Genomic DNA, 22,522 nt, shown 5'->3' with positions numbered 1-22,522 from the left:
AACTCTGATATCAAGCATAAATATGCGTAATCCGATTAAAGAATTCACCGTGCTATCAGATGTCATAGAACCTTACTTCTGGGAACTTGATCTACGCGATTGAGAACTACTATTAATCAATGATATTGTTAATTCCCATCGATTCGTACTATATTATTTTATGTTGAAGTTTTGGTTAATCTTTTTAATCAACTGGAATTTGAATAGCTAGATTGATCTATATGAATTAAAATTTTATTATAACCGTTAAATTCTTCTTAAACAAATATATAGATACTTGAATAAAATGATACAATGAAATCTAGGTCACTGGGGATTTCAGAAATTTCGTTTGTGGTTATTATAATTAGCGTAGCCCTATATTTTGATTATATGGAAAAAAAGAATGGAAATGTTGATGCGTCTAGTGTAGCAATTGACGAGTTAAAGCACAATTATGACCGCAACAACAACAACAGCAACAACAACAGTTCAACAAAAGGCCCTCTATTGCTGATAAATACTACTAATGTTTCCAATTGTTTTTCTCCTTCCTTAAATGACCGAAGTGTCTTGAATTCAAATTCCGATGAAAAGCATATAAAAAAGCTTGATCGAGATGATTTGGGTATTAGTATAACCAATAGTTTCAATACTAATAGTAGTAAATTTTGTAAAGTTTATACTGTATCTGATCCATCTACCTGCATAGCATACTTTGTCAATCAATCTAAGAAGTCTTGCCATATTGATTATGAGGATGAGGATGAGGATAAAAAATTAGAAACAGACAACTTTAGCAATGATGGCCTATTAATTGCAGATACTAAATTCAATAATCAGTATACTTTTGAATCACTAGACCCTCTGAATCCGACCAATAAGATAAGAGTATCACTAGATTTTGATGAGCATACTCAAGGAGGTCTAGAGGATCTAAATTCTCCACGTATTGAACTAGTGAGAGAGAGTTTAGAGGGTGAGCCCAATATGTCAGCAGCAAAAAACCAGATAATAAAATGGCAAGGAAACATTGGAGATTATTTTAAAGAACCTATTGATGACTTTGATAATGAAACCTATATAACAATTCAATTCAATACTGGACGTCACACCAGTGATGAAGATGATCAAAGAAATGGATTTGGAGTATTGTTTGATGTTTCTGCAGATAGTAATCCTAATCTATTTGAATTTCGTGAGGATGGTCATTATGTAAAATATGACTATGAAATGATAAAGCAACTGACAGGAGACAGTTTTAAATTTCATAATAAGGATAAGAATGGTAACCCGGTTTTTATAAATGAGCTTACAGAAACTGATAATGTGACTTTGAAAGTAGTAACCTATTTAGATGCCAATAATTCGAGAACGGTGAAAACGTTCATAGACAAAGGTCAAGGAAAAGAAGTACCATATTGGACTATTGATGATTTATCAAAGTTAAAAGAATATGATAAAGTAGATAATGACGATGATTTTATTAGGACAGTTATGCAAGGATCTGGATATGTTATTGCACGAACCGATAATATAGATACAAGGCTTTCTTCTTTTAATTCTCTTGCTTTTTAAGAAATGAGATGGTTCTAGTCTATGTTGTTAAAAGAAGAATATTTTACCTCTCTAAAAAGATATAGAAGCTATTCAAATTCACTATCAAATAATCCTTTACAGAACCATTTTGAATAAATTCCTTTTTATAGTAATAATAATTACTGTCTTTCATGCTCGAATCTTTTTAATCCTCATATTTATAAACGTGATTAAATATGAGTTTCTCAATATTTAATAGAACCATACTACCATCATACTACAACAAGGACCTTAATCCCTATGCGCCCAGACTGTTACTAAATACCTACCAAACCAATCGATATTAAGCACTAATATGTAAAATCAGAGCAAGGAATTCATTTCATGCTAAATGTTATAGAATCCTACCACATTCGGATTTCATAACTTAATTCTAAAAGTGCTAGAATATTAGAGTATTGCACCCAGTTAGCAATCTCCATATATTTTTTCTATATTACTAAATATATGAATAAAACAAACAACATTCACAACAATAAAAACAAGAAACTCATTGTCGCATCAATTGCAATAGTGGTCGCATTAGCTCTTTTCGCAAGTCCCATTGTAGCGATGGATGATGCCTTTGCAACCAAAAAGAAATACAAAGGTGGAAACGTAGCTCAGCAATCAATATCTCAATCACAAGCATCAGTACAGAACGCATTGTGTGCATCTGGTGGAACAACTTTCCTATCATGTAATAATGTAAGCTTTCAAAACCAAAAGAACACTGGAAACAACGCATTAGCACAACAAGATGGCGATAGTGATGATGGAAACGGTGGAAACTCTGCAGACCAAAGCATCAGTCAATCACAATCATCCAACCAAAACAGTCAGGTAGTATCAGGTGGAGACACAATAGGCTCTGGTAACAACATCAACGTCCAAAACCAAGAGAACTCTGGTAGCAATGCAGCAGCACAGAGTTAAACTCAAATCTTTTTCCTTTTTATTCTAGAGTATTATAAACCTAATCAATATTATAATCAAATTATTTTGTAACTCATCACATTACTCATATCAACAAGTATATACACACAAAATAAGGTAAATCTGTTTGTCAAAATATTTAACAGCAGTAGTAGTAAGTACATCTATTCTATTCGCAAGATTAATTCTCATTCCCTATATCAGTAATATTCAAGCACTGCCTGTTCGCGATGTTAAGGAAATGAATTTTTTAAATGCATCAAATGCGATATATGAAGGAAATGGTGAAAAACTATTGAGCAATAAAAATATTTTACTGATACCTTATTTTATAACAGAACAAAAGTATATCGAGAATGGATTACTAAATAGTGTAGAAAATGTAACCAATACTCAGACATATTTAAACGCCCATATATCAGATGATATACTTATGGGAAAAGGAAATGGAACTATTGAAACTATGGATGGACAAAATATCACCTGGATTTCTTCAGATATTGGAAGACAGATTGATGATAAATGGTTATTTAACGGCATAACCTTGTTCAATAATACCGAAAGTGATTCTTTGTCGATTTTAAACAATAGTATCGTTTTAACAAAAAGTGAATCAGGCCCCATTCTTGCAGACTATATGTGGCTCTTGGAATAACCTGATGTAAGACAGTATTTGCTGTACTAAAAAAACTCTTAATTATTATTCCCTTATTTTTTATAACTGTCCCTAGGACTTGGGGATGATGTTGAATCTAGAATTATTTAGATATTTTAAGACGATCTTTAATTGATTATATAACACAATTAACCTATTATTTTCATCGAATCTGATTTCGTATTAAAGCAGTACAACCTCACTACCACTAATTTTTTTGAACTAGAGATAATGAATCTAATGTAAATCTTCATAATTTGAAACGACATATTCAAAAGGGGTTACAAAAATAACTCATTGTTCTAATAATGGTAAACTAATACCAAAGGTAGCTTCAGGTTCATTTTTGTTATTTTCAGCCCATATCTTTCCTTCGTGAATCTCTACTATGCATTTTGAGATGTATAATCGTAATCCTAATCCGATTCCGGGGCTATAGTTATCTATTGTAGAAAATTTTTCAAATAACTTTGGATGTATTTGAACCCCTAAATCAATTGAATCTCTTTCCTGTTTTAATCCCTTCTTTCTGGAGTTGCATCAACAAAAATAGTTGATCGACAGCAGTAAGGTGGATCTCAGTTGAGAAATTGTTATAACTTTGATGAAAATAGACTCCAAAATTTATACTAATCCCATGTTCAATATGGTTTTCTCATCTAGACTATATTCAATCTTGAACCGTATCCCAACGAGCCCGCGATAAATTTGACCATTAGGATGTGGTTTTGATGTTATGAAAATTAATTTACGAGTAAAAAGTTTGACAAGTATAGGATCTGACTTGATTTCAGATAATAAAAAGAATATCTTAATCTCAATAATCCTTTGTATCTTCTTTAAATTTTTCCTTTGTGTACTCTGCTTGCAAGTCTTTATCCGGATCTTTTAACTTCTTTGTTATTGCCTTTATGCCAGCTTTAATTTTATCTCCTGCTTCGTCTAAACTGTTTTCAGAATTACCTGCAGTATTACTAATATTTTGTCTGAAATCGTCCTTTCTATCATTAGTTGGCTCTTCGGACATGTAAGTAATATTACACCAAAGGATATAACTATATTAGAAAAAAATGTAAAATTCAAACTTACTACTTTTATATTTAAAAATTAATTTCAATTGGGATTAAATAATTTTAAACAAGTTGTAAAAAATATAAGATTGTATAACAAAACAAACAGTTACTATGAAATAGGATTTGGTTAAATATTTTTAATATTATTTAATCCTGCTCAAGGAAGTAATAAAAAAATAATCCTAATTACTATTTACTCTAATCTGCCTTCTGTCAAAGGTTTTGTAGGCACGTTCTTAAAGGAAGTTTTAAGTTTGTTTAATACATCTAAATCTTTTTTTCTTTTGTTGTCATTATCTAGATCAATATCAATCCCGAGGTCGTGTTTAATAATGTCTTTTCCTTCTCTGGCTCCAATTAGGATAACCTGTGCATTAGGGAAATCTATCAGTTGTGTATCCTCAAACAGAGATGTAAAGTTCTCACTTTCATCAAAATCTTTTAAGACTTCCTCAGGATATTTTGGATGTTCTTCTGCACTTGGAAAGCCTTCTGGTACAGGGCTTTTGGGATTTATGACAGATATTATATAGCTTGCCTCCTTTTCTATTCCAAGTTCTTCTTGGGCATTTCCTGGTTTGTATGGAGTTTCCAAAATATAGGCAATCTCTGCATGTTTTTGATGTCTTACAATGACATATTTGCCCGCTCCAACTGGTCTTGCAGCATCACCCTCTCTAAATTCATCTGAAAATAGTTCCTTTGTAAGATCATTTTGGTCCTCAAATATTCCTCCTACTCGAGCCCAGTATCTTTCAGAGGCTCTCGCTTCACTCTTTCTAATTTCTGGAAGTGCTTTTTTCCCTATTACAAATAATCTATAAAACTTTCCTCCTGTAGTCTTGGACATATATCTATTGTTCTGTTTATCGGGTGCAGTAACCATAAAAAAACGTCGAATATCATCAATGTCTTTTACTTTTGACGAGTTCTTCTTTGGTCTATAAAAGAAGTAAATATCTCCTTGCTCTAAGATGTCTGATTCATTATTTTCTATATTGGCTTCATCATTCCTTTTTCTACCTTTTTCATTTTGAATCATGCTTGTATCATTTACCTTTAGTCCATGTTTATGAAAGTATAAGAATCACTAGCTTTGTGTCATACAGAAGAGCACAGCTATAATCTTTGAGGCAAAAGAAACTATCTAGGGATTTAGAATACAGTTTTGATCCATACGTTGAAAGCACAAAGCCTCCACAATTGATCAACAGTATTTCTCTTAACTTTTCTTTTTCTTTTTCATAGTTCCACCGCTTACTTTGTTTTTTCTAGAGATTCTAAAAATATTGAAAAATAATTTTTCTACTTTAGTTGTATGATCTTGATAATATCTGTAATTTAGTGAGAACAGCTATTACGCCAGATAATAAAAGTCCCGGGTTTTATATCTATTAAATCATCTTTGTTATCAAATTGTGATTCTTTTCCGGTGAACTTGTAACGTTAATCCCTAAAAATTTCTTCTAATTTTGATATTTTATAGCCACATTTAGGATTACCACAAGTGATTGACCAATTACCCATGCCGAGCTCTTCTATAGTTTCCACAGGAGTAGATTGATCAACAATTCTGTTTGCTACGGTAGGCTGAAAATTATCTTTTCTTCCGCATTTTGGACAGCCTACAACCATCACATGACTGACCAAATCTCCAATTTTTCCGTTATACGTCATATATAGCATCTGTCAAACAAGGGGTTTTATATTTTAATTCTAGTGTTATTGTTTTTGTAGTGGAACTTCGAACGTGAATGAGGTTTTAAAATCCCAATTTGTGGAGAAATTATGCATTTAATAAAATAAGTTACTAAGAACAACAATCCTCTTATATCACTTACACCTTCTCCATTAGATAGGCAATTTAATCAATGCGATGTTTTCAATGATATCTTAATTGCCTCTATAGAGAATAAGATTAATGCACATGGTGATGACAGGAAAAGTTCTATGTCATTTTTGCCGTATATTCTATTCAATTCATAACTTGTATATACAAATCTATTGCCTCAGCAGCAACCTAGGTTATTTGCTTATGTATCTAAATCTTCTCTCCTAAAACCTTGGTATATTGAAATCTTTTATACTTATTTTTGAATTTACATAATAGTAATTCTTATTGATATCTTTTCAACTTTCTTACTATTACTATTTGAAGTTACAAAATTATTACACTTTTTATAGTATATTTAATAAATAAAACCATGATTTCAAATATAGATTGGAACGATACAGTAAAAAAAGAAGCAAGGGGAATAAATGATGCTAATTTAGGGGAAGTGCAGGGTGTGTCAAATGGATTTGTATTTACTCGAAGGGGATTAATAGATGTAGAAATGTTCAGGATCCCTCAAGATAAAGCAGAAAGTTTTGATGGAAGTATTTTGCGATTTAGTATTTCTGAGAATGAAGCTTTGAACAAATATCGTGGTGAATCTATTGAAACTCTTTCACAAGCAGAAGAATCAACCACATCGACCTTAAACAATCTAGGAACCCCACTGCAAGAGAAAGTTACAGACACTAACTAATTCACAACTGTGCGTAAATTGTGTAAGAGAACAGTTATGTCAAAAAGAACATAGGAAGATTGACTGACCCAAATAGTTATTTACCACAGAATCTCAGAATACAAAATCGGTGTTCCATGTCTTTTGCAACAAATCCAACTCGTTACATCTCAACATGGTTAAACATGACAATTACTCAATTCGATTGTCAATAATATTATCAATAAATCTGTTGACTTTATGACTCTAATACTTACTTTATACGAGGTAGCATCTGATATTCATGGAAAAGGCCATTAACAATCATAAATCCTGAATTTCTTAATGATTCTGAACCAGTCAAGATATATAATAAAGACATTTATCATATGAAATTCTATATCGAATTGTTTGATGGGAATTGGCACATTCACACGATCATGATAACAACACCGATCCTATGTTTGTAAAAGAGGATTCTTTGACCTTCTCAACAAAAGAAGAAGATAAATTATATACACACCCATCTAACATTAAGACAGCCTTAAACTCTAAAGAAAAAATGCATTATCAATTTACTCAATCTACTTTAGTGATAGAAGATCCCAGTGAAGCAGAAAGAATATTTTCAAACTTGGTAAATAAGGCAAAAGAGGAAATCCTATTAATGCTTCCCTCTACTGGTGCATTAACGCGACAGGGGCTACTTATTGAATTATTGAATCGGCAAAGAAATGAACATATTGGGATTAGTATCATGTCGCCTATAAACAGAGATACTCAAAATTTTTTATCACTATCTGACAATCAAGAAAACAATAAACAATATAGAAATATTGCCGTAAGAGAAATAGCAAAGTCACAGAGGATAAAGTCAACAATCCTCATTGTTGATAAAAAGTTTTTACTTACTGTGGAACTAAAGGATGACTCAAAACAAACATTTAGAGAGGCTTCCGGATTATCTACATATTCTACCAGTAAACCCACCGTTTTATCGTACATATCTATATTTGATAGCCTTTGGGATCAGGCAGAGTTATATCATAATTTAAGAACTGCGAATGAAAAACTAGTTGAAAGTGAACAAATAGAACGAGAATTTATTAACACTGCAGCGCATGAACTACGAACACCTACGCAAGCCATAACAGGATATACAGAAATGGATGATGAACTGTTTAACCATTTACTAAAATATAGTAATGAACTACAACAACAAGAATTAGAAAGAATTCATAAAAAACTTTTTGACCACCACGAAAGTATTTCTAGAAATGCAATAAGGTTAGGGAATTTAATAAATAATCTACTAGATGTTGCAAGAATAGACTCTAATCAAAAGAATATGATAATGCTACAAAAAGAAAGAGTAGATTTGGTAAAAGAGATTAATGATGTTGTTAACTTTCATCTTGATCAAAAGATAAAAGACAAGAATATCAAAGTTAGTTTTATCAATGACTCGTTACTAGAAGATCACTGTTGGATTCATACAGATATTTCCAGGTTAAACCAAATATTGAACAACTTGATTGATAATGCTATCAAATTTTCTAACAATAGTGGTAGTTTAGACATACTAATTTATGAGAACATTGCTGTCCAAGAAAATAAGAAAATGATTCAGAATAAGGACAAAAGTAAATTTCCTCAAGGGAATGTGAAACCAGCTAAATCAAATGAGTATGAAAAAGAGCAAGTATACATTGCTGTATCAGACTCAGGTAAAGGAATATCTCCATCTATTTTGCCTAGATTATTTGAGAAATTCAATACGGATTCAGATGTGGGTACAGGACTTGGGCTTTATATCAGCAAAAAATTGGTTGAGGCTATGGGTGGCAAAATTTGGGCTTTTAATAACCAAGATGGTATAGGATCTACCTTTGTATTTAGTCTACCAAAAATGAGTAACTTGAATAATCCATAGTTCTAGTATAATAATTAAGTCCTCTCCTTTCTACTTTTTATTAGCATTACGACAATCTGTTGCCTATATTAACTATTTAATTATCTATGACATGTGAAATTGTATTTGAAATCCCAAAAAAATTTTATATCTCTCCTATCGTCTAAATTACTAGAATCCTTTTTAAATACCGGTATCAGCACTAATCCCCATGGGCCTGCTTCATAACTGAAGTTAGTCTCAAGTTAATAGAAATAAAAGAAGAACACTATTCAAATACATTAGTAATAGAATGATCGAGTTTGATTTGAGTAGGATCAGTTGCAAATGAGTAAATAGCTGCTTGTTTTGCTATAGTAAACCCTTTCTGACCGGTGGCGTTGATTTTTGCGATTAATGCGGCCTGAACATCGTGTAGATAATCCCATGTCGCATTAGTCTCAAAAAAAAGAATTAGTCATTCTTTCGATATCTTATTATAAGATTTACAGGAAGGACACTGAAAGACTATATCATTATAAGTATCTGGAACAATATTTTCTGCTAAAATAAATTCACAGCGTCCACAAGTGTAGGTTTCGAGTTCCATACCTTTGACTAACAAGTCCTTATCATGAGTAGCAAAGACTGTACGTGATCCCTCAGGAGGCTGAGAAATGGCTCTAAGTTTGATCCTTTTTGTCATTTAATGTCATTTATAACAATTTATATAAATATTATTATTTTACTAATAATTTGGTAACTATTATGCGTAAAAGATTCAAAGACCTTAAATCCTCAACTAAGAAATCTATAGAGTATGAGCTACAATAAGCTAACACCAGAGGAAGAGAGAATAATTGTAAATAAGGCAACGGAAGCTCCTTTCATTGGTAAGTATGACAATTTTTATGAAGATGGGATATTTATTTGTCGAAGATGCAATAATCCCCTCTTTTCATCCAAAAGTAAGTTTGACGCAGGATGTGGATGGCCAAGCTTTGATGAAAGTTTACAAAATGCATTAAAACGTATACCTGATGTCGATGGAATAAGAACAGAAATACAATGTGAAAATTGTGATGCGCATTTAGGACACGAATTCCTGGGAGAACATTTGACAGATAAAAACACTCGGGAATGTATCAATTCGTTATCTCTACATTTTGTTCCAAAGGGAAAAGAGTTGCCAAAAATAATAATTCGTGAGTAATAATAGTGCTGCAATCACTATTGTCGCCGATGGCAGGTTTCTGATACAGTTAAGTATTTTAATATCTTCCAGGAATACCAATGCACTCTATAGCCCAAAGAAAATACAACCATCTTCTCAAATTTAAGCCTAATCAATATCTTACTAGTTATCGTAAAGTCAGTTAGGAACGGTCACATTGGTAAGTACTATCTGTCGTCTAACACATACACGACATATACATTTCAACCATAACTAATTTTTACTAGATCGCTAATACAAGAATATAATGAAAGGCGAGATAGATGCAAAACGTACAGAACAACAAGAATTTGTATGTGTTGCCACCTTTCTTCCACTAAAGAGATGGAGAAATTTAATTTCTTTTATGATATTATCAAGAAAGGTGCTAAAGCAAATAAAAAACAGCAAGGGTATTGCTAACTATGCTGTAAAAGCCGATTTGCCAAAGAAAAATTTCTGGACATTATCCATTTGGAATGATATTGAATCACTCAAACTATTTGTACCAAAAGAACCTCATGCTACCGCTATTAAAAAGTTCACAGAATGGGCTGGAGAAGGTTCTGCATTTGTCGAATGGACAACCGCAAGTAAAGAAATTAACTGGCCAGAGGCTATGATCAAGCTTGAGAATCCAACCTTTTATTACAAGAAAAAATAGCGATGTTATTCTTTTTAGATATCAATTTAAAGGATTTGTATTGGTTATCTAGACTCGTACTACGTCTATTACTACATCCCTTAGCCCATTGATCAAAATCTATTCAACTTTAAATATATTCTAGTCAAGTTGTATTAGGACCCCTTTACCACTAGGAACTTAATCCCCACTGGCCTGCTGCTTGTATTCTCCTAATGGAACACCCATATCGTTATTATGTTGATCTGATTTAATTTTTTCATAGAGGCATTCGAAAACACCTGTCTGATATGCACCAAGTGTTCTACCTTCTTCTAAAACTAGTACTTTTTGGACTTGATGGAAAATTTATTTGATGTTGACAAGAGTATCATACCCTATCTTTTAGAGTTTTAATTGACTTCCCAAATTATCGGTTTATTTTTGCCTATATCATTTGAGGCAGAGTAATTGTCTGCATTCACTCCTTCAGAGAGCGTGTTTATCATCTTTGACTATAAAATTATTTTTAGTTTTCTCTTTTTTATACGTCCAATATATTTCGAGACAAGCTGAAATTCTTCTTTGAAGCCGGTATATTTCCAATAATATTTGTTGACAGGTGTTGAAATAGCAAACCAGATAATACTATTTACTATAATAGTGAACAAGAACCCATAATAATAAGCCATAATTGTGCCAGTTATTGTACCACCTATAAGATAGGGTATTTGACGTTTTAATACAGATTTTAATAAATTATCCAAAACAAATTCTACTCACTATTTTATATATAACATAGTATATAGCCAAATGTCGCGAGATATATTTTCTATAGAAGAGACCTATTACGATTGATTTCATATAACAAGATTCTTTATATTTTCAAAGTAAACCTTATAATCGATCAGTATCAGTAACTTGCTTAATCGCATAAGGAAGGTTAAATAAACATTGTTACTCCTTATTTCTTTCAGCGTTTTAGTCGAATTCTGTCCATGAAAAGATTGAGTTGGGATTACATATTATTATCATGTAGGATATATGAAACAAAATAATACATGTTTAATTAATTCTTTAGATATTTATTATTCCCAAATTTCCTTGCCTTTTCAATGATACCCGAATAGGTTACTAACTGTTGAGTGACAAGACTTATTATAAAAGATATTGTAAAAATTACGGCCAAGAGAAAAAATAGATAGCCTTAGAAACTTATACATTTGTTCTACGCTATTTTATTTTCTTTCCTAATGCATTGCCTATTAGGCCAATAAAATACTCTGACTAATTAATAATATATTCTGATTCGACACATTTAGATACATGTCCACAGTTAGGACAGCTTTCTAAATTTGAAAAATTCTTACCGAAATTATGATCACCCAATCGGTAGATATTTGAAATATGGTTAAAATCACAAAGTTGACATTTTATTCTTAGAGTCATAGTATCTTATGCAATTGCATAGTATTTTAGTCTTTTATAATAAAACTAGAAGAAATCCTCTTACAACGTTTACTGAATTAAAATATAATTGATCACTTGTCATAAACTTATTTGTCTTGAATTTTTATATCGCACCAGAGCAATATTGATAATTGTTAAAGATTATGGCGAGGTCTCAATATCGTGAAAGTATATGGATTAATCACGAATTATTCACTAATGTATGACTCTTTCTACCGGACCCTTATACCATATGGAACTTAATCCCCACCGATGAGACCTGTTATCAATATCTGGCATAGTTAAAGTCAAGCTTACTAAGTTTTGGAATGGAGATTCATTAAATTCTTATTTGTAAACGTTGAATGATGGGTGAATAAAGTTAATGTTTTTCCAACTAGATCCGACACCTTAGATTCATATTATCAAAACTTCTGTATGTTCTCTATCGCTTTTAGCCTTTTCAAATTTAAGTTTTAATTTACCGTTTCTGGGTTTGAATCGTAATCTGGTACCACAACAGGGACAAAATACAGATACATTCCAAGTAATATAAATATCGCAACGTTGACATCGTTTTTGTCCTTTTATATATCTGCCTTTGTTTATACTCTTTCCAGAAGCTTTGAATCTAATACAAATCCCTCTACAAACCATCAGGTATTGACTAGAAGATAAAGTGATTATTTAAAGCATATTTTATTAATAATCCAGCGCTGGCATTGGAATACTTTAAGCAAACTTGTGATAAACATTCTCTAATAATTACCGATTTAAGAATGCCGCGACTATGTGGAATAGACCTTGCAAAGAGTATAAGAATATTAGGAGCGCTGCATGTGATGCAAGAGATTTGGAAACGCAGCCTAACTATATCGAAGCAAGAATCGACAAACTGCTTCAAAAACCTATTGGTTTCCCTGAATTGAGAACAATTATAAACAAGTAGTGGAAATCTTAATTAGGATAACAGGATAAATAAGCCCTGATCAAATCAACCGTTCTCTGAATATTATGACAAATATAATAAATAAAAATAGATAATCTTCTATCTAAGTCACTCATAACCTTATGGCGATTTCATGTAGATTTATTATTGTTTGCTTTTGGTATTCTGACAATCTATCAAAATCATTCTGATGATACAAGCATATACCTTTTAGATTAATTTCAAACCGTCTAGGTAAACTTAGTTCATAATTAACAAGTTCCTCAATTCGCTTCTCAAAAAGAAAAGAACCCATATCTCCCATAATAGAAACTACCTTCTTTCCTAATCCAATGGCATATTTAACCATCTCTTGATTGGCATTCCATATAGATTCTGCATTTTTTTGACCACTATAATTCCTTAAAGAATCGACAATCATCAATGACTTTTGTTCTTTATCTTCTTCTTTATCTTCAATTTTATCCGTGTTCATTCCTTTATATCCTTTATATCCTTTATAGAGAACTTGTCTAACAGACACTTCTGTTTCATAGAACGGGTTGATTTGAATCATTTCTTCTTTGTATCTGATTTGTTCGGGTATATAGCGAGAGTAAAATTCCCTTAACATAGTTAAGTCAGAATATATTAGCAAACAATGTAAGCCATAATCGTATTCTAATAGTCTTTGCTGCATCTTCTGGATACATAGATATTATAGTATTTTTAGTCGTGATAAAACAACACCCCTCTACTACTTCCTTAATTTTGTATATCAAAGCTTATAATGACTACACTTTTTGATTTTAAACTTGATTGATATCTAATAATCTTAGACTACATTAATAAATTTTACAACTTAACGATGGATAACTACTCTCATATTTTGTATATTGCCAAAAAGATTCCTATGTTTCACAATATGCTTTTTTGAGTTTATTCCCCGTTGGTCAAAGTAATAGAACCATGCTACCATAAGGAACCTAATCCCCATGGCATTTCCATCTGGTGTGCTAATTCTTCTTGATATGTTTGTTATAAATTCAATTCCAGGGTTTTCCCCTACTTTTAATAGCAATGGTAATGAGAAGGTTTATACTTTTTATTCTCGAATATCAAACTGTTGTATTTACGTTCTAAACTTATGCAATCATTTTCAATCATTGTAATATTGACAGTATCCACAGTATCTTTGGCTTCCATGACAGTTTCTTACCCTGGAGAATCTGATTCGTGGAATACAGGATCTGCTTTTGCTCAACTTACTAATAACAATATTATCCAGATTGTAAGCACTTCTACCTATACAGATGACTTTGGTAACTTTCATGTTATAGGTGAGGTAAATAACACATCGATAGATCCACAAACAAATATCATAATTACTACTCTTTTATCTGATACAAACAACAACGTTTTAGTTGGAAATTACTCTGCGTTTTCATCAATATCAACTCTTAGACAAACCGAACTTTCTCCATTTGATATAATAATACCGGATCCTCAGATATTAGGCAAGTTTAACTTTATGGAATTTTTTACTACTTCGCAACCTGCAATAGAGAAACCAGCAAACCTTGTATTAAATGGAACTAGCGCCTTTTTAGACAATATTGGAAATCCTCACATCACTGGTAATATAATCAACCAAGGACCATTTCCAGAGCAATTCTTAAATCTAGTTGCAACCTTCTATGATAATTCAAGTCTGGGAGTTGTAGGGACTCAAAGTTTTGGCCTAAATGTTGGCAACTTATCTCAAAATCAGATTACACCCTTTGATATCACTATCTTTGATAACAAGACAAAATCTCAAGGCAAGTTCTATTCCCTAAACATGGATTCTACTCAAAGTTCAATGGCTTTTCCAACCAACACAAAGTTTCTTTTTAATAATGATGGTTTTGGTGGAGGTGGAGGTGGAGTCGATACAGGATTTATTGATAGTGGTGGAAGTCTGTTTACAACTCCACCACCCATAAGCGATAATCAGGGGTTTGTAAACGATGATAACACTGGCCAATCATCTTCATCAGGGTCTAGTAACGGTAATTCTGTTCCTTCTCCTACAGGTGCAGAACTTGATATAGAAATAGATGTTAAGAAAGTTCCTCTAGTGAGAGGAAATATTCAAACAATTGATGTGATAGTTAGTGACGAAAATACACGAGAAAAAATTGCTAATGCCAATACTGATCTTAGGATATTTTACACCACTAACTTTGATAAAGTAGAAAGTGGTCAAACAAATAATAATGGAATAGCAACATTTGAGATTGAAATTGGTCCGAAATCTAATACTGGTAATTTTGATGTTACAGCCACAGTCGATGCAGCGGGATACGTAAAAGAAACGGATCGAACAACTTTTGAGGTAATTGAAGAACCAGATGATACTAATGAAACAAGTAGTCAAAACAATACTACCGATTCAGATAACAATAATGGCACTAGTGCTAACGGTAGTGAAGAAGAAACTAATGGAAACAGTAATCAGAATGAAGATGCAGAAATAGAACCCTTAATTGATCAAGAGCAACAACAACAAGAGGAGCAAAATGAGAATGGTAATAATGAAGGTGATTCCGTTGAAGATGGCAGTAGCGATAACAACAATAGTGATGAAGTTAGTAATGAACAAATTGATAGTAACGGTGATGACAGTAGTTGAAGTGAAAACTAACATAGTGATTAAAATACAGTTATTCAATCTATCTTCGTAAATATTTTTTCATTATATCCTATTAACCACAAAATCTAGAACACGTGTTCTAGATTTTGTATCTGAAACCACGCTAAAATCTTTATTTCTCTAATTGTCTAACTTATTGAATCTATTTTAAAATACCGATATCAGCACCAATTCCCATGCGTTCACACTAGATGAAAACGAGGAATAGTAGCAGTTTATTATTCGAGCCTGTTGTCACTAGAGAGTAGTAGCATTATATCGATATTAATCAGTTGGCATTGAATAACTGGATCACCTGTTTAATGGTAAACTAAATAAAAATGTAGCTCCCTTTTCACCATTGTAATTATTTTGAGCCCAAATTTGTCCACCATGCGCTTCAATAATGCTCTTTGCTATATACAATCCTAATCCAGTACCTTGATTTGATTTGGTGGTAAACTTGGTAAATAACCTTGGCAGGATATCTGGGTCTATTCCCCTTCCTCTATCTCTGATTGAAACTACAGCCATCATCATCGTCATATTCATAGTTTCATTTTTGTTTTCCTTTGTATCGCCTCTATCGACTTGTTCATTATTTCTACTAAGTTGATGTTTAAGGTCAATGGTATTTTTCTGAATCTTTTTGACTGAAATGGTAATGGGCTTGTCCTCCGAAAACTTTATGGCATTGGTTAAGAGATTTGTTATAACTTCAAATATTCTGATTTTGTCGGCAAAAACTGTTATGGGGTCTTCACAGGCTTCGAAATCTATGTTTATGTTATTTTTTTGTAAGTTCTTCAGTAAAGGATTAAAAGATTGTCTACTGTGAATATCTTTTATTACATTCTTTATTTTTTCATTTAAATTGAAATATTCTTTATGGAGCTCTAGTCTGTTGCTTTCAATTCTTGATATATCTAAAATATCATTTACAAGTTTATCAAGTCTTTGTGAATTTCGATACGTCGAAACAAGGACAGATTTGAATTGCTGCAGTTTATTCTTATCTCTAACCAAATTCTCAAATTCCTCATTAGCAGTATCTTCTTCTTCTGCTTCTTCTGCTTCTGATTGTGTTTCGAAAAGTGAGGGAAGATAAGCCATTTCAATTAATTCTAAATTTCCAGATATCGCCTGGGATGGTGTTCTTAATTCATGGGCGGCAACATTGATAAATTCTTTTTGCATTTTATCATGAAGATGTAAGTCTTCATTAGCACTTTTTAATTTATCCACTGTTTCTTGTAGTAGAGAGGTCTTCTGTTTGACTACCTCTTGGAGAGTTTTATTCCATTTTAACAATACAACGGTTATCGCTGATGCTATTGCAGCAATTAACGCTATTGTGGAAAAATTGATAATCTTTTGATTATCAATTATAGATGCCACATCACCTGCCAGTGTATGAGGAATTGTAATAAATAAGGTACCAATACTATTGTCGAATTCGCCATTTTCATTGATTTTGAGGCCTCTAACTGCCTCGTAGGCTATTGTTGTGCTTGTATTTTCAAAGTTAAATTCATTTAATCCACTTTCCGAATCAAGTGCTTTATTTATTATATTATTAAACTCTGCAGTCTTATCCTTCAAAATTGATTTCAAATACGATTGAAATTCGCCTCCAAAGAAATTTTTGCCAATGTAGGTTTGATTTTGTGTATATATTATAGTGCCATCTCTATCCATGAAGGCTATATCACCACTAAATTTAGGATGTGTCTGGCCTTCAAGAAAATTTCCAAGTGTTTTTGCTGCAATGGATGCAACCATCACTCCTTTAAAGTCAGTCAAATTGAGATTAGATTGGGATTCCACTGATTCTGATAACCTTGTTTGATTAATTTCGAGAATGGGAAACGAAATATACATTCGAGGTACGTTATCATTCGAATCTATGACAGTACTGATATAGGGAATTTCATTTTGTTTTGGAATCTGGAAATATTCTCTATGACTTAAGTCAATATCCCTATATTTTGCATTTTGTTCTTTCTCTATTCCGGTGAAAGTTTTCAATCTTCCATTATTGTCCAAAAAGTAATAGCCGTCAGTCAGGTTACTAGTAGATTCCAGTCCAAGATCAAACAAGGTTTGAATTTTAGAGATATTTCCTTCCATTGTTGAAGGGGAATTAGCAATTAGTCTTAAATTCGATGTTACAGCAGAAATTGCATTTGATAAACTATTAGAGATGCTATAGGCTTCTATCTCGGCGTTTGTTTGTAAATCATCTATAGCGAGCTCTTGGATTTGATTCGCTGTTTGCGTAAAATAATTGTACGATAATATTGCCAAAATGATTGAAGATGCAAGCACGATGGGTAAAATGATAGTTCTTCTACTATTGTATTCCAATAATCATAATATTTTACCTAAATATAATATGTTTTAGTCTATCTATCTTCTTCTATTAACTTTGTACACTTTGGCTTAGCCAACGTACGGTAAGTACAATAATCGGAAATGAAAAAAGTGAAATAGATGAATGGGCAAATAAAAGTCTACTTAACAAAAGTAGATAATGTTTCTCTTTTCTTTACCTTTTTCAGCGCATCTTCGAAATGTCTCATACCTATTCTTAATCCAATCTGTTTTGAAGTAGTATTATCTGCTATCGCTACTGCTACTGCTGATGTTTTCTTATTATTATTCTCTTTAACTTCCGAAGTTACGTTAGTGCCCTTTGATTTTTGAATCAAATAAATGTGCTCTTTGATAGCTGCTATTGCTGCGGCATTGACTAGTGATTCTATATCCGCGCCGGTATATCCTTCTGTTAATTCGGCTATTTTGTTGAGATCACATGTCGAGTCTAATGGCTTTTTCCTTGTATATATTGACAGTATGTGGAGTCTTGCGTTCTTATCTGAGAGAGGAACTTTTATTATCCTATCAAATCGCCCTGGACGCAGCAAAGCTTCATCTATTATATCAGGTCTATTTGTAGCACCGATTATGGTAACACCCTTCAAATCCTCAAGACCATCTATTTCGGTCAATAGCTGAGACACTATTCTTTCAGTAACATTAGTATCTGATCCTGATCCACTACTTCTTCTAGGAGCTATAGAATCAATCTCATCAAAGAAAATAATACAAGGAGCTGCCTGTCTTGCTTTTCTAAATACTTCTCTTACCCCTTTTTCTGATTCTCCAACCCATTTGGATAGTAATTCAGGACCCTTGATACTGATAAAATTGGACTCTGAAGTAGTTGCAACAGCCTTTGCTATCAACGTCTTTCCAGTACCTGGAGGCCCGCATAACAATAGGCCTTTCGGAGGTTTAACGTCTCCTTCTGTAAACAGATCCGGATACTTAATGGGCCACTCTACTACTTGAGACAATTCTTCTTTAACATCTGATAACCCACCAATGTCTTCCCAGGATACATTAGGTCTTTGAATCTGAATTTCCCGTAAAGCAGAAGGTTGTATATCCTTTAATGCGTCTTCAAAGTCATCATTAGTTATTTTTATTTTGTTAAGGATTTCTATTGGTATTTTTGAGTGTTCCATGTTTATTTTAGGAAGTTCTCTTCGAAGTGACCTCATGGCAGCTTCTTTTGATAAGGATTCTAGATCCGCTCCAACAAATCCGTGAGTTACTTTGGCAAATTGTTCAAGGTTGATATCGTCTGTTAATGGCATTCCCCTCGTGTGAATTTGAAGAATATCAAATCTTCCGTCTTTGTCTGGTATCCCTATTTCAATTTCTCTGTCAAACCTTCCTGGTCTTCTTAATGCTGGGTCAATAGCATTAGGTCTGTTTGTGGCTCCAATTACTACTACTTTTCCTCTAGCCATTAATCCATCCATTAGAGTCAATAATTGAGACACAATTCTTTTTTCCACATCGCCAGAGACTTCCTCTCTTTTTGGAGCTATTGAATCGATTTCATCGATAAATATTATTGAAGGAGCATTTTCTTCAGCCTGTTTAAAGATCTCTCTTAACCGTTCTTCAGACTCGCCATAGAATTTGCTCATTATTTCTGGTCCACCAATAGAATAATAGTTTGCATTTGTTTCATTAGCTACAGCCTTGGCCAACAGTGTTTTTCCAGTCCCTGGTGGCCCGTATAAAAGAACACCCTTCGGAGCTTCAATTCCTATTCTTTCAAATATTTCGGGATGTCTTAGAGGAAGCTCTATCATTTCTCTAACTTTTTGTACTTCGTTTTTAAGACCTCCTATATCCTCATATGTTATTCTAGGCATAACACCTTTTGATGTTTCTTTTGAAATGGTACTGATAATAAATTCAGTTAAATGTGAATCTATTATAGTAACCTTATTAATAGGGCTTATACTGTTAACTACAAATCCAATTTTTCTTCCCATTATATTTACAGGAATTATGTCACCTCTTGTTACTACTCTTCCGTCAAGTATTTCAGGTAGATGCTCTTCCAACCCCACTATATTGAGTTCTTCTGTTGGAGAAAGTATTATTTGCTCTGATTTTTCTATATTTTCAATCTTTCTAATGGTTACACGATCATCAATTCCTTCACCTATATTGTTACGGGTATAACCGTCTACTCTTATGAGCCCCTTTCCGTAATCAGCATGAGGGTTTGACCAAAGCAAAACATAGGTACTTTTATTTTTCTTGTTAATAATCTCTATGACATCTCCAGGCTTTAATTGCATCCTTTCCATTACCTTCGGATCCACTAAAGCCATTCCCTTTCCTACAAATTTCGGATCAGTTTCAGCAATTTTTAGCGATATTGTTGGATCTTTATTATTATTATTATTATTATTATTTTTTTTATTATTGACATCAACCATATTTCATTATCACCTCAACCAATCATTTTGACAAAAATTTTAAGGATTTTTTGTTTGTGCGCTACATTACTCTATTTTGATCTCTTTTCCACCTGATTTTGCCTGTGTCTTTAATTTTAACTTCAACTCTAGTATCCCATTTGAGTAATTAGCCTTGGCAGAGTCAGCTTCTATTTCGACATTTAGAGGTATTTCCGTATGATACTTTTTCTCTCCTTTCTCACCATGAATAGATAAAAGATTCTCTATTGTATTCACTTTGATATCTTCCTTGGTTAGACCTGGCATTTCTGCGGTGATAGTTAAGGTATTATTCTTTTCATCGACTGCTGTATCAACTAATGGCTGTCTAATACTTGACTGCTCTACAAGTCCTCGAGCTCCAGGTTTAACGTTTCCAAATTCTCGTACACGAGGCTTACCATCTGGTCCTACAGTTATTTGGTATCCATAATAATATGGAAATGTTGATGCTTCTTTAAATGCGTCAATAGTCATAGGACCCAAATCCTTTGCCGTATTAAAGACTCTGCTTATCATTTCTTCAGCTTGCGCAAACTCTCTATCAATGTCCTCAAAAAAGTTTTTGAATGAATTTCTCCTTGGTATTATGTCTCTATTTCTATCCCAATACTCATACATTCAAACCACCTTGTATAGTTGTTAGAAATATTACAAATATATTTTTTTCTAACATTTATGTATTAAAAACAATAAAGTAAAAAATAAATTACAGTAGATGAACTGAAATAAGATGGTGATCAAGTTATGAATACAAAAAAATTTGTAACCAAAATCATCTACAGAGGTCAAAATCAAATAGTCCAGAGAGTAAAATCTTTGCCCAAACTGTTGTTGGTAAGTTTTGTCTCAGTGCTAGGATTGCTTCCTATGGCATCAATACCTAACAGAGGCAAGACAGCGTATGCGCAGCACTTACAGATACAATTACAAACTACTGATCCATGGTATCAATCGTTAGAGGTAGCGCGTTCCAAAGTCCAGGCAGCTTTGACTCCTGGAGCATTTGGACATGGTGTCCCTGAGTTACATAATCTGTCCACAAACGATATTCTGATGGCCTTTGGACTATCTGTATTAGGAGGTATAGCAGTATTTATGGCTGTCAAAGCGTTACTTCCATATATAGATAAAGAAAAGATACGTAAGGCATTCCTATTAAATAAAATGATCTAATAGATCATGTGTAAATACTTCTTTATTTTCTTTTGTGAGTCAAAATGACCGTTCATAACATTCAAAATAAGTGTATGATTGTCAAACAAATTATATGCAGGCGTATCAAAACATATTGTACAAAAAGCCTTCCTCATCAGATCTCTGAAATTGGTACCACTATTATAACTGCCTTAACTATAGTAATTAGAATAAACTATCTTCTATAAATCAACTTTCGGGAGATGGATGAATCATGAGCTGCAATGGAATATGTGAAAGATTCAAAGCAAAAAAGATCCCATGTGTTTCTTCCAGATACCCAAGAACAAAAAAAGAAGCAGTGTCTATATATCGATTTCTCAAAAAAAGGTTAAATTATGAATCTTTTTTAATACATAAAAATTAATATATTTACTGATACTAACAAGATAATATATACTATAAAATTAATACAGTATAATATACTAATACTAAAATAAATATTATATACTATAAAATTAAATGTACTTTGCATGAATAAATTCAATGTATTTGTAGTTTTAAGTATCATAGCCGCAGCCTCTTTATTTGCAGGAATAGCAATGGTAACACCAGTAGTAGCACAAGATAACATGTCAATGACAATGGATAATTCAACAATGCCAATGGATCATAGTAATATGACCATGACGATGGACAATTCTACCAGCATGGGTGGTAATTCAACTACTCAATAATTAAAATTATTTTAGAAAAAATAAACAATTTTTTTTAATTAGATTTAGTTTTGTAATCTAAACTCGAGTAATGAAGGTAGGTAATTTACAAAGCCCATTACCTCTTTCTTTCTCTCTTATCTTTTCTGTTTCTTACTGTCAAATAATGATTATGCAATAATTTGCCCTTTAATATCGGATTAATAGATATTGGTAGCCACAGACTTAATCAAAGTTACCAGAAAGGGCGTATACCGAATTACAGGAAGGTTGACCGAACTCTACTACCAGCATGAACTTAATCCCCACGGATGAAAACTGTAACTAATGAATTAAATAATAATTGCTATAAA

At 32.6% G+C, this 22,522-nt stretch carries 21 protein-coding genes; 11 read left to right on the top strand and 10 right to left on the bottom strand.

The annotated features are described in order from the left end of the window. The first annotated feature begins 294 nt into the window (after positions 1 to 294). From AB0A59_RS13320 to AB0A59_RS13310, 3 genes are all read left to right on the top strand, one after another. Positions 295 to 1,557, top strand: a complete 1,263-nt coding sequence (locus AB0A59_RS13320; protein WP_458744519.1) for a hypothetical protein — start codon at positions 295 to 297, stop codon at positions 1,555 to 1,557. Between the two features lie 468 nt (positions 1,558 to 2,025). Then, a complete protein-coding gene (locus AB0A59_RS13315) occupies positions 2,026 to 2,493 on the top strand; it encodes a hypothetical protein (protein WP_458744517.1) in 468 nt (155 codons plus the stop codon). Between the two features lie 127 nt (positions 2,494 to 2,620). After that, on the top strand, positions 2,621 to 3,148 hold the full coding sequence (locus tag AB0A59_RS13310) for a hypothetical protein (RefSeq protein WP_458744515.1): 528 nt from the start codon (positions 2,621 to 2,623) through the stop codon (positions 3,146 to 3,148). A 294-nt stretch (positions 3,149 to 3,442) separates the two neighbouring features. Here AB0A59_RS13310 and AB0A59_RS13305 read toward each other — a convergent pair whose 3' ends face one another. The 4 genes from AB0A59_RS13305 to AB0A59_RS13290 all read right to left on the bottom strand — a co-directional run bounded on the left by AB0A59_RS13305 (position 3,443) and on the right by AB0A59_RS13290 (position 5,898). After that, the gene (locus AB0A59_RS13305; RefSeq protein ID WP_458747615.1) at positions 3,443 to 3,628 is read right to left on the bottom strand and encodes an ATP-binding protein; all 186 of its coding nucleotides are present in this window, start codon (positions 3,626 to 3,628) and stop codon (positions 3,443 to 3,445) included. 337 nt (positions 3,629 to 3,965) lie between these two features. Continuing rightward, positions 3,966 to 4,175 (bottom strand): hypothetical protein, encoded by a 210-nt coding sequence (locus tag AB0A59_RS13300; RefSeq protein WP_458744513.1) that lies wholly within the window; start codon positions 4,173 to 4,175, stop codon positions 3,966 to 3,968. A 239-nt stretch (positions 4,176 to 4,414) separates the two neighbouring features. Next, positions 4,415 to 5,263: a hypothetical protein gene (locus AB0A59_RS13295; protein WP_458744512.1), complete on the bottom strand. Its 849-nt coding sequence runs from the start codon at positions 5,261 to 5,263 to the stop codon at positions 4,415 to 4,417. 404 nt (positions 5,264 to 5,667) lie between these two features. After that, the gene (locus tag AB0A59_RS13290) at positions 5,668 to 5,898 is read right to left on the bottom strand and encodes a hypothetical protein (protein WP_458744510.1); all 231 of its coding nucleotides are present in this window, start codon (positions 5,896 to 5,898) and stop codon (positions 5,668 to 5,670) included. A gap of 527 nt (positions 5,899 to 6,425) precedes the next feature. Between AB0A59_RS13290 and AB0A59_RS13285 the strand changes: the two genes are divergently transcribed. Together AB0A59_RS13285 and AB0A59_RS13280 are read left to right on the top strand one after the other, a co-directional pair. Then, on the top strand, positions 6,426 to 6,752 hold the full coding sequence (locus tag AB0A59_RS13285; RefSeq protein WP_458744508.1) for a hypothetical protein: 327 nt from the start codon (positions 6,426 to 6,428) through the stop codon (positions 6,750 to 6,752). Between the two features lie 379 nt (positions 6,753 to 7,131). Then, a complete protein-coding gene (locus AB0A59_RS13280) occupies positions 7,132 to 8,643 on the top strand; it encodes a sensor histidine kinase (RefSeq protein ID WP_458744506.1) in 1,512 nt (503 codons plus the stop codon). A gap of 436 nt (positions 8,644 to 9,079) precedes the next feature. On the opposite strand, the gene AB0A59_RS13275 is transcribed toward AB0A59_RS13280, so the two are convergent. Further along, positions 9,080 to 9,307, bottom strand: a complete 228-nt coding sequence (locus AB0A59_RS13275) for a hypothetical protein (protein ID WP_458744505.1) — start codon at positions 9,305 to 9,307, stop codon at positions 9,080 to 9,082. Between the two features lie 114 nt (positions 9,308 to 9,421). On the opposite strand from AB0A59_RS13275, the gene AB0A59_RS13270 reads away from it, so the two are divergent. Continuing rightward, positions 9,422 to 9,814 carry a methionine-R-sulfoxide reductase gene (locus tag AB0A59_RS13270; RefSeq protein ID WP_458744451.1) on the top strand — a complete coding sequence of 131 codons (393 nt, stop codon included), beginning with the start codon at positions 9,422 to 9,424 and terminating at the stop codon, positions 9,812 to 9,814. 268 nt (positions 9,815 to 10,082) lie between these two features. Then, a complete protein-coding gene (locus AB0A59_RS13265; RefSeq protein ID WP_458744504.1) occupies positions 10,083 to 10,478 on the top strand; it encodes a hypothetical protein in 396 nt (131 codons plus the stop codon). A 473-nt stretch (positions 10,479 to 10,951) separates the two neighbouring features. Here the strand turns inward: AB0A59_RS13265 and AB0A59_RS13260 are convergent, their stop codons facing one another. Next, positions 10,952 to 11,203: a hypothetical protein gene (locus AB0A59_RS13260; RefSeq protein WP_458744503.1), complete on the bottom strand. Its 252-nt coding sequence runs from the start codon at positions 11,201 to 11,203 to the stop codon at positions 10,952 to 10,954. 1,472 nt (positions 11,204 to 12,675) lie between these two features. On the opposite strand from AB0A59_RS13260, the gene AB0A59_RS13255 reads away from it, so the two are divergent. Continuing rightward, positions 12,676 to 12,834, top strand: a complete 159-nt coding sequence (locus AB0A59_RS13255) for a hypothetical protein (protein WP_458744502.1) — start codon at positions 12,676 to 12,678, stop codon at positions 12,832 to 12,834. A 112-nt stretch (positions 12,835 to 12,946) separates the two neighbouring features. Here the strand turns inward: AB0A59_RS13255 and AB0A59_RS13250 are convergent, their stop codons facing one another. Continuing rightward, positions 12,947 to 13,447: a hypothetical protein gene (locus AB0A59_RS13250; RefSeq protein ID WP_458744500.1), complete on the bottom strand. Its 501-nt coding sequence runs from the start codon at positions 13,445 to 13,447 to the stop codon at positions 12,947 to 12,949. 513 nt (positions 13,448 to 13,960) lie between these two features. Between AB0A59_RS13250 and AB0A59_RS13245 the strand changes: the two genes are divergently transcribed. Then, on the top strand, positions 13,961 to 15,487 hold the full coding sequence (locus AB0A59_RS13245; protein ID WP_458744498.1) for a hypothetical protein: 1,527 nt from the start codon (positions 13,961 to 13,963) through the stop codon (positions 15,485 to 15,487). Positions 15,488 to 15,799: 312 nt separating this feature from the next. Here AB0A59_RS13245 and AB0A59_RS13240 read toward each other — a convergent pair whose 3' ends face one another. The 3 genes from AB0A59_RS13240 to hsp20 all read right to left on the bottom strand — a co-directional run bounded on the left by AB0A59_RS13240 (position 15,800) and on the right by hsp20 (position 20,937). Beyond that, complete coding sequence (locus AB0A59_RS13240; protein ID WP_458744496.1) at positions 15,800 to 17,854, bottom strand: sensor histidine kinase; 2,055 nt, start codon at positions 17,852 to 17,854, stop codon at positions 15,800 to 15,802. A 146-nt stretch (positions 17,855 to 18,000) separates the two neighbouring features. Then, positions 18,001 to 20,295: a CDC48 family AAA ATPase gene (locus tag AB0A59_RS13235; protein WP_458744495.1), complete on the bottom strand. Its 2,295-nt coding sequence runs from the start codon at positions 20,293 to 20,295 to the stop codon at positions 18,001 to 18,003. Positions 20,296 to 20,361: 66 nt separating this feature from the next. After that, positions 20,362 to 20,937, bottom strand: coding sequence for an archaeal heat shock protein Hsp20 (hsp20, locus tag AB0A59_RS13230; protein ID WP_458744493.1), 576 nt, complete (start codon positions 20,935 to 20,937; stop codon positions 20,362 to 20,364). 126 nt (positions 20,938 to 21,063) lie between these two features. On the opposite strand from hsp20, the gene AB0A59_RS13225 reads away from it, so the two are divergent. Together AB0A59_RS13225 and AB0A59_RS13220 are read left to right on the top strand one after the other, a co-directional pair. Continuing rightward, on the top strand, positions 21,064 to 21,492 hold the full coding sequence (locus AB0A59_RS13225; RefSeq protein ID WP_458744491.1) for a hypothetical protein: 429 nt from the start codon (positions 21,064 to 21,066) through the stop codon (positions 21,490 to 21,492). A gap of 494 nt (positions 21,493 to 21,986) precedes the next feature. Continuing rightward, positions 21,987 to 22,190: a hypothetical protein gene (locus AB0A59_RS13220; RefSeq protein ID WP_458744489.1), complete on the top strand. Its 204-nt coding sequence runs from the start codon at positions 21,987 to 21,989 to the stop codon at positions 22,188 to 22,190. Positions 22,191 to 22,522: the final 332 nt, after the last annotated feature.

This window comes from Candidatus Nitrosocosmicus sp. T, from assembly GCF_054408485.1.
Note: the sequence above shows the minus strand (reverse complement) of the source record. Positions and strands in the feature narration are given on the sequence as shown.